This is a genomic window from Cobetia sp. 2AS, assembly GCF_029846355.1.
Classification (GTDB): Bacteria; Pseudomonadota; Gammaproteobacteria; order Pseudomonadales; family Halomonadaceae; genus Cobetia; species Cobetia amphilecti.
Genome location: NZ_JARWKQ010000001.1, coordinates 1,080,661 through 1,093,034, shown reverse-complemented (window position 1 = coordinate 1,093,034; position 12,374 = coordinate 1,080,661). Strand labels below are relative to the sequence as shown.

Sequence of the window (12,374 nt, the reverse complement as noted above, 5' to 3'; positions counted from 1 at the left end):
ATCCACGAGAGGATGAAGCCGATGACCACTGCCCAGATGGACACCTCGTCCGCGAATACCCTGAGCGAGCTGCGCACCGACAGCGATCGCCTGTGGCAATCACTGATGACCCTGGCCGAGCTGGGCGCCACGCCCAAGGGCGGCGTCAACCGCCAGGCGCTGACCGAGCTGGACCGCCAGGCACGCGACCTCTTCATTCAATGGTGCAAGGCCGAGGGCTGCACGATCCGTATCGATGCCATCGGCAACATCTTCGCGCGTCGCGCCGGCACCGACCCGGACGCGCCGGCGGTGATGACCGGCAGCCACATCGACACCCAGCCGACCGGCGGCAAGTTCGATGGCTGCTTCGGGGTGATGGCCGGGCTTGAGGTCCTGCGCAGCCTCAACCAGCACGACATCAAGACCCGCTGCCCGGTGGAAGTGGTGGTCTGGACCAATGAAGAAGGCTGTCGCTTCGCGCCCTGCATGATGGGGTCCGGCGTGCATACCGGCCAGTTGTCACTGCATGAGATGCTCGCCCAGCAGGACAGCGACGGAGTGACCGCCGGTGAGGCACTGGACGCCATCGGCTATCGCGGCAGCGATGAGATCCCCCGCGAGAACGTGCGCGCCTTCTTCGAGAGCCACATCGAGCAGGGCCCGATTCTGGAAGATGAAGCGACCACCATCGGCGTGGTGATGGGCGCGCTGGGTCAGCGCTGGTTCGATCTGACCCTGACCGGTCAGGAGGCGCACGCGGGCCCCACGCCCATGTCACTGCGCCAGGACGCCATGCTTGGCGCGGCCGAGATCACCGTCGCCGTCAATCGCATCGCCATCGATCACGCGCCGCATGGCCGCGGTACCGTGGGCGTGATGCAGGTCCACCCGGGCTCGCGCAACGTCATCCCCGGGCAGGTCAACATGACCATCGACCTGCGCTCGCTGGAACCCGACTCCCTCACCGCGATGGTCGCGGAGCTGAAAGAAGTCGTCGAAGCCGTCAGTCAGCGTCATCGTCTGACCTATGAGCTCACCCCCACCGCCGACTTCGTGCCGGAACACTTCGCCGACAACTGCGTGAACGCGGTGCGCAATGCCGCCAGCCAGCTCGGCTACTCGCATCTCGACATCGTCAGCGGCGCTGGCCACGACGCCATCTTCATGGGCCGTATCGCACCCGCCGGCATGATCTTCGTGCCCTGCGAAGGCGGCATCAGCCACAACGAGATCGAGAACGCCGCGCCCAAGGACCTGCACGCCGGCTGCAACGTGCTCTTCCATGCGATGCTCGATCAGGCCGAGATCGTCAGCTGAGCATCAGGCACGGCCCGCTGAACGCTGATCGCATAAGCTGCTGAAACGAAAGCCCCGCTCGAGTCGCCATCGAGCGGGGCTTTCGTGTCTTGCAGGCCAGCGGCTGTCAGGCATGCTCCGACACCTTCACGCCAGTGAGCGTTTCCAGAGACTCTCGATGCTGTCCATTTCCGCCGGGCCGAACAGCGCCTCGGGTTCGCCGCGGTACCAGGCCCAGAGCTGATCACCGAAATCGAAGTGCCACCATTCGCTGGGCAGATTGGTGAAGCCGGCCTCGGTCATGACGTGATAGAGCAGACGCCGGTTGTCGCGCGCCTCAGCCTGGGGCGTATCGCTGGCAGGCGGATGACGCTCGAAATGATCGGCGTGGGACTCGGGGGTCGCCTCGTCAAACAGCGTCCCCATCTCGAGCAGCAAGCCATCGGCGTCACACAGGGTGACATCGACGGCGCCGCCGGTGAGATGTGGACTCGGCGCGTCCGGGTCACGGCTGGGCAGCGAGACGAATTCGCGCGTACGCGCCAGCAGCTGGGCCTCATCAAGCTCGGGGTCATGCGTCTTGAGCGACTGATACAGCGTCTCGAACAGATACTGCTGCACCCGCCAGGGACGCCAGCCATCCATCACCACCAACGACAGCCCTTGCGGCAAGGCGCGCGCGGCCTGCAACAAGCGCTGATACACCGCACGCCGCACCAGACATTCATTGACCGCCCCGGGGATACCGAGGCGCGCGTAGGCGGGATAGACCTTCAGGCATGACGGCCCGAGGCTGGTCGGCACCAGAGTACTGCCACATCCCTTCACGGGGATTCGGGTGACCTGCGTCCAGTCCGGCTCGTCATGACTCGGGATGGGGGGAATTGGGCGATTCAATGTTGACGTCATGAGTTGTTATCCAGACAGGGTCGGCAACCACAGGGTAAGAGGCGGGAAGATGATCAGCATCAGCAGCACCGCGACCGCCACCAGCACGAACGGCCAGATGGTGCGAAACAGCGAGGTGATCTCGAGCTTGCTGACCGCGGCGGCCACGAACACGCAGGCGCCCATCGGCGGCGTGATCAGCGCGATGGTGATATTGAGCGTGATGATGACCCCCAGGTGCACGGGGTCGATGCCGGCGGCCATGGCCACGGGCACGAAGATCGGCGTCAACAGCATCAAGGCCGAGACTTCCTCCATGAACATGCCGGTGACGAAGGTGATGGCGCTGAGCAGCAGCAGGATCAGGATCGGGCTGTCGATATAGGGTGTCAGCAATGCCACGAACTGATTGGGCACCTGGGCATAGGACAGCAGCCAGCTGACGATGGACGACACCGCCATGATCACGAAGATGGCGCTGGTCAGGCGCGCCGTGTCCTTGATGGCACCCCACACCTCGACAAGCTTGAGCGGCCCCTGGCACAAGCCGCAGAGCAGCACATAGGCCACGATCAAGGCGCCGGATTCGGTCGGGGTCACGATGCCCAGCACGATGCCGGAGACGATGATTACCGGTGCCACCAGCGCAGGCAGTGCCCCGATGATCGCCGCGATCACTTCGCGACGCGCCGGTGCCTGGCCACGTGCCTGCAGACCATGACGCCGGGCATACCAGGCATTCATCGCCATGAATGCCACCGCCAGCACCAGACCGGGTACGACACCGGCCAGGAACAGGCTGCCCACAGAGGTGTTGGTGAGCGAGGCGTAGAGGATCATGAAGATGCTGGGCGGAATGATCGGCCCGATCAACGAGCTGCCCGCCGTCAGACCTGCGGCAAAGGAAGTCGAATAGCCCTCCTTGCGCATGGCCGGCACCAGTAGCGAGCCCAGCGCGGAGGTATCGGCGACCGCCGAGCCATTGACGCCAGCGAAGAACACGCTGGAGACGACGTTGACATGGCCCATGCCACCGCGCAGATGTCCGACCATCAGGCGTGCCAGGCGCATGAGGCGTTCGGTCAGGCCACTGATGTTCATCAGGTTGCCGGCGAGAATGAACAGCGGAATCGCCATCAGCGAGAAGGCATTGATGCCGCCGAAGAACTGCTGCGGCCCGAGGCGCTCCAGCATCGAAATATCGACGAACAGAAAGCCGGTCACGGCGGTGACGAGCAGGGAGAGAAACAGCGGCAGGCCCAGCAGCACGTGCACGACGAAGATGGCCAACATTGCCCAGATCATGTGCGTGGCCCTCCTGTCCTGTCATCGTGTGTCGCAGGCTCGTCGACCTCCTCGTCCGGCGAGATCTCATGCGTCGGGGATGTCAGCGGCCGTGGGCCATGCAGCAGGACCTGCACCGTGATCAGCGCGAAACCGATCGGCATCGACAGCATCGGCACGCTGCGGCTGACGCCCAGTCCCATGGTGCGGAACATGCTCGCCGACATGGCGTAGTGCCAGGTCATCCAGGTCGCGCCCGCCATCAGCACGAGCGTCAGCCACCACTGATAATGGATCAGCGCCTTGGCCATGCGCGGAGGCAGACGCCGTTCCAGCAGCGCCACGCGCATGTGCGCCCCTTCTACCCAGACGACGCCGATCGCCAGCATGACACTGGCGATGATGAGATAGCGGGTCAGCTCATCGACCCAGATGGGCGCGCCGCCCAGTACATAGCGCATCACTACGCCGTAAAGCATGATCAGCACCGTGGAAGCCAGCAATACTGCCGCTATCGCCAGTGTCACGCGGCCACAGGCAAGCAGCAGGCCTTCCCGCAGGGAAGGCTGTCGTGAAGGAGTCATGGAAGTCATTTACCGCAATCCACCAGCAAGGAGGGAAATTCAGAGCCTCGATGCCCGGACTGTCATTGCCCGGGCACCGGGTACCGCAGCGGGATGCTCGCTGATGCTTGAGCGTCACTCGCCTTTCACCGAGTCAGCGTGTCAGGTCATCTCGAAAGGCCATCGCAACAGACCATCGCAACAAGCCATCTCGAAAGACCATCGCAACAGACCATCACGAGGACAGGCCGGCATCCTTCATGGCGGTATCGATCAGCTCTGGCGCGATGTCCTGGCTCTTGAGCCACTCGAGGTAGGCCGGCTGGCCCTTGCTGCGAAATGCCTCGAGATCAGCTTCGCTCGGGCGGATCACTTGCATGCCCTGCTCTTCCAGCGAGGCGATACGTGACTCGACCTGGCTCTGGTTGTCCTGACGGGCCTGCGCATTGGCTTCCTGGACCGCCTCGAGAAGTGCCGTGCGCTCCTCGTCCGACAGGCTCTCGAGCAGCTGACCATTGGCCACCAGGAACTGATCGGAATACTGGATGTTGGCCAGTGTCAGGTACTTCTGCACTTCCTGCAGACTGCCCAGCAGGATGTACATCGGCGGGTTCATCTGACCATCCGCCACCCCCGTGCGCAGCGCCATGTAGACCTCCGTCCACGGAATCGGCGTGCCCGAGGCACCGAAGGCCTCGTAGAGCGCTACCTGGCTTGGGTCCATCGCGCGAAAGCGCAGGCCTTCGAAATCATCAGGGCTGGTGATCGGGCGCTTGTCGTTGGTGAAGGCCAGAAAGCCCCCTTCCTCCACGACGGCCAGAATCTCGGCGCCATTGGTGCGCTCGCTGAACAGCTGCTGCACCTGCTGCCAATACTGACCCTCATCGAAGAAACGGCGCGCCTCATCAAAGCCGTCGAACATGAACGGCGTCGCGCTGACATAGACTTCCGGCACGATGGGGGCCATGCCCGCGAAGGAGGCGATATTCAGGTTCGGGGCGCTGATCACCTGCTCCATGCGCTCCTGCTCCTCGCCCAGCATGCTGTTGGGATAGAGCTTGAGTTCCAGCTCGCCGTCGGTCTTCTCTTCCACCAGGGTCTTCAGATTGCTGGCGAAGACATGCACCGCATTCTTGTCGGCATCCGGCGCACCGTTGTAGCTGAGGTTGATGGTCTGGGCCTGCACGCTGGCCGCCAGCAGGCTGAGCGCCAGAGTGGAACCGGTGAGCGTCTTGCGCAGCAGAGATGTCTTGGACAAGGACATGTGGATTCCCTTTTGTTGTTGTAAATATTCGTTGTATGCGGCGGGAGTGACGCCGCCTTTGTCAGTGTGGCCCTGCGGCCAGTCAAGGTGAGGGACTTTCGCCTTCACACATCGAAAGTAGCGTTGCCGCTGTAGACTAATCAATCGCCTGAGTGTTGTTTTTTCGTCCACACCTGAAAAAGCGCCTGAATAGTGCCCTTCCTGACGACGACTGCCCCGCCAGCATGGGCTGTACGGGGCAGTCGGGATGTTCTGTGACATGCTGCACTGAGCGAGAGAATGGCCTGTGCAATGGGACAGCCGTGTGAGGAGATAGAGCTGAACAAGCGCCCGTCAGCACCGATACCCTGACCTGTGCGTCGAGCGACGCTGCTTGAATGTCACGTGGCACACATCACGTGACGAACGTCACTTGTCGAACGTCACTTGCTCAGCAGGCGTGGTGCATCCGCGGTAAAGAATCGCAGGCCCTGCTGAAGATGGGTGACGCAGGCCTCGACGGCGACGGTCATCTCGCGCCCACGCCGCGTACACATCTGCGCACGGGTCGTCGCCAGCGCGGGGTGCTGCATCGGCAACAGGCAGATATCGCCACGCCGCAGCTCCTCCACCACGCTCAACTCCGGCATGAAGGTCACTCCGATCCCCGAACGCACGAAATTCTTGAGCACCGACACGGAATTGGTGCGCAACTGCGCGCGCAGCGAGACGCGCTCCTGCTGCGCCGCCTGATTGACCATCTGACGCATACCGGTGCATTCATCGATCAACGCCAGCGGCCATTGTGCCACCTGCGAAAGCGTCAACGGCTCTGCAATCTCGAGTAGCGGATGCTCCGCCGGCACGATCAGATCCAGCGGCTGACAGGTCTCTACATGACAGCAAAGAATCGGATCGACAGGCGGGGCGTAGAGCAGCGCGATATCCACCTCGAAGTCGCGCAACAGCTCAGTCGCCTCATTCACCCCCGCCATGCGCACCACGACCTCGATGCCGGGATGACGTGCCATGAAGCTCTGCAACGGCAGCGAGATCAGATCGGCAATGAAGCCTTCGCCCACCGCGATTCTCACCTCACCGCTGCGCAGGCCCTGCAAGGCGCTCAGCTGCGAGAGCGCTGCCGCCTCCGCCGCCTGCTGGCGATGAAAGTGATCCAACAGCAACACCCCGGCCTGGGTAGCGCGCATGCCCGTCTCGCTGCGCTCGCACAGCGCGACACCCACCTCTTCTTCCAGCTGCTTGATCTGGCGGCTCACCGCTGAAGGGTCGAGATTCAGATGCCGCGCCGCGCGCCGCAGTGAGCCCCGGCGGATGATTTCATTCAGCGCCGTCAGCGCCTTGGGATTGAGCATGGAGACAATACCCGCCAGCAGCAGTGGAGGAAGAGGCAAGACTCGAATCACTCAGGATATCCTTGCAGATCAAGCGACTCCAGAGGCCCATATCGGGAAGCGGTCGACAACGAAAAAGGAGCCGCATGAGCGGCTCCTTCTGGTTCGACGTGATCAGCAGTTACCTTTCTTGGCCTGCCCCGGCGGGCAGAAGCCACCGCCTCCACGCTTGTGATCATGGTGTCCATCACCGATCTCGATGATAGGCTCGGCATCGATCCGCGCCGGTGTATAACTGCACCCTGCCATGAAAAGGGCACTCAGCATCACCAGACTGACAACTCGCACGCTAGACTTCATCATCATTCCTTTTCATGAAAATACACATGTCTCGATGCCTCACATCGTACCGTAATACGCGCCATCGAGAACGCAATTTATCAACGAGTGGTAATGTGAGCCTCAAGCTTGCGGCATCAATCACGACAGGATCTGGCCATGTTCGATTTCAAGGAAGTGGAAGCCTTCGTGTGGATCACGCGCCTGGGGTCGTTCCGGCTGGCCGCCCAGCACCTGCATCTGACCCAGCCCTCGATTTCCGAACGCATCAACAAGCTGGAAACCACGCTGGAGACCCGCCTGCTGGAGCGCACTCGCCGACCGGTACAGCCGACGCTCAAGGGGCGCGAATTCTATCGCCACGCCGAGGCGCTTCTGGAAGCGCGCCAGAAAGCGCTATCCATGATGGAGTTGAATACGCCCTTCCAGGGAGTGCTGCGACTGGGCGTCGTCGAGACCGTCGCGCATAGCTGGCTGCCCGGCTTTCTGGCCGAACTGGCGCGCCGCTACCCGGACCTCACGCTGGAACTCGAGGTCGACAGCTCCCCGGGACTTGCCGCCATGCTCACCGCCGGCGATATCGACCTCGCCTTTCTGATGGGGCCGGTGACGGCAGAGAGTGTGCTCAATCGTTTTCTCTGCAACTACACGATGGGCTTCGTGATCAGCCCCGCGCTGGGCTTCACCGAAGACAACTTCTCGTTGCGGCGCCTGAATTCTCTGCCGCTGATCTCGTTTGCCCGCAACAGCCGGCCCCACCATGAACTTGGCTCCCTGCTCCATCAGATGGGACTGGATGACGTGAAGCTTCATTGCTCAAGCTCCTTGTGGACCATCGTGCGCATGACCCTGGATGGCCTGGGCGTCGGCGCCATCCCGCCACGCATCGTCGCCGAGGAAATCCGCCAGGGCACCCTGCTCAGCCTGCCCTGCGACCTGCCCGAACTGACCTTCACCGCCTCCTGGCCGACCCATATGGAAAGCGCCCTCGCCGAAGGCGTGTGTGAACTCGCCATCGAGATCGCCCGCCAGGATCAGGAGGCGCATTCACGAATCGCCTGATCTTCCAGGGCTTTCATACCCTGCATAGCCTCCCTTTCGACCAGAATGTCTCTACTGACTTGCTCCACATGAAAGGAATTTCCGATCGCGCTGGTCGATAAAAATCGATTGGATTTATCCCGGTGCGCTTCTTATGGTGAAGACAGACAACAACAACTTCACAAGAAGCTCCCACGATGCCCCAGACACTTCTCAGTGCCGCGTCGTCCCCCCGCGAGGCGCGCGAGCAGATCCGCAGCGGTCATTGGGCCAGCCACACCAGCGGTATCGCTGCCGGCTACGCCCAGACCAACCTGATCATCCTGCCAGCCGAGGCTGCCGGTGAATTTCTGCAATTCTGCCAGGCCAATCCCAAGGCCTGCCCATTGCTGGATGTCACGGCCGTCGGTTCTCCCGCCCCGACAGGGCTGGGTGAGAACATCGACCTGCGCCACGACCTGCCGGCCTATCACATCTACCGTCACGGCAAGCTTGAGGAAACGCGCGAGGATATCGCCGCCCTGTGGCAGGACGATTTCGTGGCGTTTTCCATCGGCTGCTCGTTCTCGTTCGAAGAGGCGCTGCTCAACGAGGGTGTCGAGGTTCGCCATGCGCGCCTGAAGCGCAACGTGCCGATGTATCGCACCAATATCCCGCTGATCAGTGCCGGGCGCTTCCACGGCAACCTGGTGGTATCCCTGCGCCCGATGTCGGCGGCGCACGCCATTCGCGCGATCCAGATCACCACCGACATGCCTCGTGTGCACGGTGCGCCCGTCCATCTGGGCGACCCCGCCTTGATCGGTATTTCCGATATCGAAAGCCCCGACTTCGGCGATGCGCCTACGCTTGAGACAGGTGACATGCCGGTGTTCTGGGCCTGTGGCGTCACGCCACAACTGGCGCTGGAGAATGCCCGACTGCCATTGGCGATCGCGCATAGCCCGGGACACATGCTGATTACCGACATTCCCAATCATCGTCTCAAGTACGGATGACCTGCTGCCAAGCGTGCTGCCGAGCGTACTGCCGGGCATGAGAGAAATCCGCACTCATCACGCTCGGCGCAGTGCAGGGACGCACCGCGAATCGAAACACAGCACAGCAACACACAGGACAGCAGCGGGAAAGACACACCCCGCAAAGATGTAGCCAACAAGCTTTTCCGATAACACCAGATGCACAACAACAATGGTGATTCCCATGAAGACACGTTTTGCCCTCTCCGCCCTTGGTATCGCACTCGCCGCCGCCGGTAGCGCCAATGCTGCCGACACCCTCAACGTGGTAGGCAGCTGGAGCAGCCTGGAGCTCAACCGTCAGTTCGAGAAGCCGTTCTGGAGCGAGACCCTCCCGGCCGCCAGCAATGGCGATCTCAGCACCCAGGTGACCACCTTCGATCAGATGGGTATCCCCGGCTCCGACGTCTATCGCTATCTGGGCGATGGTGTCTTCGATGTCGGCATGACCGTGGCCGACTACACCGTGTCCGATGCGCCGGAACTCGAAGGCCTGGATCTGCCGATGATGGCCCCCACTGCCGAGGAAGCGCAGCAGGTCGCCGAGGCCTTCCGCCCCCTGGCGGAGTCCACCATGAACAAGCGCTTCAACAGCCACGTGCTGGCGATCGTGCCGTATCCGGCTCAGGTGCTGTTCTGCAACACCCCGATCGAAGGGCTCGATGACCTGCAGGACAAGAAGGTGCGTGCCAGCGGCCGCTCCACCGGTGAGTTCATCGAGGCGCTGGGCGCACAGAGCCTCAACATCGCCTTCAACGAGGTGCCCGGTTCCCTGGAGCGTGGCGTCATCGACTGCGCCGTCACCGGCTCGCTCTCCGGCTACAGCGCCGGCTGGCATGAAGTGTCCAGCCACCTGATGCCGCTGCCGCTGGGTGGCTGGGATTACGTGATCACCGCCATCAATCAGGACAAGTGGCAGGGCCTGGGCGCCGAGACCCAGACCCTGATCCAGCAGCAGGTGGATAGCGAGTTCACCGCGCCGGTGTGGGAAAACGCGCGTGGCGAGACCGCGCGTGGCGTGGCCTGCCTGACCGGTGAAGGCGATTGCCCGCTGGGCAAGAGCGCCGACATGACGCTGGTCGACTTCAGCGATGACGATGCCAAGCGCGCACGTGCGGCGCTCGAAGACACCGTCCTGCCTGCCTGGGCGGCGCGTGTCGATGCCGAGACGCGCAAGACCTGGAGCGAGAGCGTCGGCAAGGTCGTCGGCCTGACCGCTAGCGCGGAGTGATCCAGCGGCACCTGCTCACCGAAGCCTGTTCGCGAGCAGGTGCCGATAGCCCCGCCCTGTCCCGACGTGGCAGACATGTTCCCCAGAGACGTAGCGCTGAACGACTCGCGCCTGTGTATTCAAGCGCAAGCTTTCAAAAGCAGACTTTCAATAATCACGCTTTCAGACAGCGTGGATTGAAAAAGCGTGCTCCGAGAAAGCGGCCTTCGTTCAGCGCCCCAGCAGGACCCGACTCATGAACTCCTTCCTTCACGCACTCGATGTCCTCGTGTCACTGACACGCGCGATATCACGCCACGCCGCACGCCTGATGGGCCTGTTGCTGCTGGCTGTCGTGGTCTTCATCGGCGCCGAAATCCTGATGCGCCAACTGTTCAATCATCCGCTGCCCGGCGTGCACGAATATGCCGGGTATGTGCTGGCGATGCTCTCGGCGTGGGGCCTTTCCCACACCCTGATGGAGCGCGCCCATATCCGTATCGATGTCGTGCACGGCAAGCTGCCGGCCTTCTCGCGCCACACCCTGGATATCCTCGCGATGCTGGCGCTGAACCTGGTGGCCTGGGTCATTCTGATCAATGCCTGGCCGGTACTCGGCAAGTCGTTGAGCAACGGCTCCACCGCCAATACCCCGCTGGCGACACCGCTGTGGATTCCGCAGCTGCTGTGGCTATCCGGTTATGCCTGGTTCGCGATCACCACCAGCGTGCTGGGACTGCGCGTTCTCGTTGCCGCCTGTCTGCGTGATACCACCACGCTCGAGACACTGGCCGGCCCCGATCACGGAGAAAGCGAAGGGGCTCTGGCCCAGGCTGCCTCCACGACCAAGGAGACTCGCTGATGTTGGGCTTTCTTTCGGTGGGTATCCTCACCCTGCTGCTGGCCGGCATTCCCGTTGCGGTCACCCTCTTCCTGCTCGCCTTCGGGATCGACCAGTTCTACTCCTTCTTCCCGCTGACCAAGGCGCTGGGCCAGAACCTGTGGTCTGCCGCGGACTCCTTCCTGCTGATCGCGATTCCGCTGTTCGTGCTGATGGGCGAGATCATCGTGCGCGCCGGCATCGCCGAGAAGGCCTACCGCGCCATGGACCACTGGCTGTCGTGGCTGCCGGGCGGCCTGCTGCACGCCAACATTACCACCTCGGCACTGTTCTCGGCGACCTCCGGCTCCTCGGTGGCGACGGCGGCGACGGTCTCGACCGTGGCATTGCCCCAGGGCAAGAAGCTCGGCTATGACGCCAAGCTGTTCTGCGGCAGCATCGCCGCGGGCGGCACCCTGGGCATCCTGATTCCGCCCTCGATCAACCTGATCGTCTATGGCTTCCTGACCGAGACGTCCATCCCGAAGTTGTTCATGGCCGGCCTCGTGCCGGGCCTCGGCCTGGCGGCGCTGTTCATGCTGGCCTCGCTGCTGTTGTGTGTCTGGAAGCCGTCACTGGGCGGCCCGCGCCAGAGCGCCAGCTGGAGCACACGCATCAAGAGCCTGTCATTCCTGCTGCCGTTGCTGGTGCTGTTCATCGTCATCGTCGGCTCCATCTATCTGGGCTGGGCGACGCCGACCGAAGCCGCGGCCATCGGCGTGCTGGCCTCGCTGGGCCTCGCCGCCATCAACCGCTCGCTGAATCTGTCGATGATCAGCCGCGCGCTGGACGGCACCGTCAAGACCACCTCGATGATCCTGTTCATCATCATGGCGGCCTCCTTCCTCAACTTCGCACTGGCCTCCTCCGGCATGGTCCAGCAGGTCACCGGCCTGCTCGAAGCCTATGACCTGGGACCCTTCGCGCTGCTGATGGCGGTGATCGCGCTGTTCATCGTGCTCGGTTTCTTCATCGAGACCCTGTCGCTGATGGTCATCACCATTCCCATCGTCACCCCGCTGATCGCGGCGGCCGGTTACGACAAGGTGTGGTTCGGCATCGTGATGATCCTGTTCGTCGAGCTGGCGCTGATCACCCCGCCAGTCGGCCTGAACCTCTACATCGTGCAGGCCTCGCGGCGTGGCGAAGCCTTCGCCGACGTCATCATCGGCACCCTGCCGTATCTGGGCGCGATGCTGGTGATGGCCGCGCTGCTGGTGGCCTTCCCGCAGATCGCGTTGTGGCTGCCTTCGGCACTGTAAAGCCGCTTTTGCGTG

At 62.8% G+C, this 12,374-nt stretch carries 11 protein-coding genes; 6 read left to right on the top strand and 5 right to left on the bottom strand.

Annotated elements, in window-relative coordinates:
• Window positions 1-21 precede the first annotated feature (21 nt).
• Window positions 22-1,299, top strand: coding sequence for a Zn-dependent hydrolase (locus tag QD356_RS04635; RefSeq protein WP_192838145.1), 1,278 nt, complete (start codon window positions 22-24; stop codon window positions 1,297-1,299).
• A gap of 126 nt (window positions 1,300-1,425) precedes the next feature.
• On the opposite strand, the gene QD356_RS04630 is transcribed toward QD356_RS04635, so the two are convergent.
• From QD356_RS04630 to QD356_RS04610, 5 genes are all read right to left on the bottom strand, one after another.
• Complete coding sequence (locus QD356_RS04630; RefSeq protein WP_192838144.1) at window positions 1,426-2,187, bottom strand: M15 family metallopeptidase; 762 nt, start codon at window positions 2,185-2,187, stop codon at window positions 1,426-1,428.
• 6 nt (window positions 2,188-2,193) lie between these two features.
• On the bottom strand, window positions 2,194-3,471 hold the full coding sequence (locus tag QD356_RS04625; protein ID WP_192838143.1) for a TRAP transporter large permease: 1,278 nt from the start codon (window positions 3,469-3,471) through the stop codon (window positions 2,194-2,196).
• Window positions 3,468-4,034 (bottom strand): TRAP transporter small permease, encoded by a 567-nt coding sequence (locus QD356_RS04620; RefSeq protein ID WP_192838142.1) that lies wholly within the window; start codon window positions 4,032-4,034, stop codon window positions 3,468-3,470. The genes QD356_RS04625 and QD356_RS04620 overlap by 4 nt, the downstream gene beginning before the upstream one ends.
• A gap of 214 nt (window positions 4,035-4,248) precedes the next feature.
• The gene (dctP, locus tag QD356_RS04615) at window positions 4,249-5,277 is read right to left on the bottom strand and encodes a TRAP transporter substrate-binding protein DctP (protein WP_054555987.1); all 1,029 of its coding nucleotides are present in this window, start codon (window positions 5,275-5,277) and stop codon (window positions 4,249-4,251) included.
• Between the two features lie 422 nt (window positions 5,278-5,699).
• The gene (locus tag QD356_RS04610) at window positions 5,700-6,668 is read right to left on the bottom strand and encodes a LysR family transcriptional regulator (protein ID WP_225996415.1); all 969 of its coding nucleotides are present in this window, start codon (window positions 6,666-6,668) and stop codon (window positions 5,700-5,702) included.
• Between the two features lie 438 nt (window positions 6,669-7,106).
• Here QD356_RS04610 and QD356_RS04605 point away from each other — a divergent pair, with 438 nt between their 5' ends.
• From QD356_RS04605 to QD356_RS04585, 5 genes are all read left to right on the top strand, one after another.
• The gene (locus tag QD356_RS04605; RefSeq protein WP_107334943.1) at window positions 7,107-8,009 is read left to right on the top strand and encodes a LysR family transcriptional regulator; all 903 of its coding nucleotides are present in this window, start codon (window positions 7,107-7,109) and stop codon (window positions 8,007-8,009) included.
• 176 nt (window positions 8,010-8,185) lie between these two features.
• Window positions 8,186-8,986: a putative hydro-lyase gene (locus QD356_RS04600; protein WP_043332129.1), complete on the top strand. Its 801-nt coding sequence runs from the start codon at window positions 8,186-8,188 to the stop codon at window positions 8,984-8,986.
• 205 nt (window positions 8,987-9,191) lie between these two features.
• Window positions 9,192-10,238 (top strand): TRAP transporter substrate-binding protein, encoded by a 1,047-nt coding sequence (locus tag QD356_RS04595; RefSeq protein WP_192838141.1) that lies wholly within the window; start codon window positions 9,192-9,194, stop codon window positions 10,236-10,238.
• A gap of 235 nt (window positions 10,239-10,473) precedes the next feature.
• On the top strand, window positions 10,474-11,079 hold the full coding sequence (locus QD356_RS04590) for a TRAP transporter small permease (protein WP_054555982.1): 606 nt from the start codon (window positions 10,474-10,476) through the stop codon (window positions 11,077-11,079).
• Window positions 11,079-12,359: a TRAP transporter large permease gene (locus QD356_RS04585; RefSeq protein ID WP_054555981.1), complete on the top strand. Its 1,281-nt coding sequence runs from the start codon at window positions 11,079-11,081 to the stop codon at window positions 12,357-12,359. The genes QD356_RS04590 and QD356_RS04585 overlap by 1 nt, the downstream gene beginning before the upstream one ends.
• Window positions 12,360-12,374: the final 15 nt, after the last annotated feature.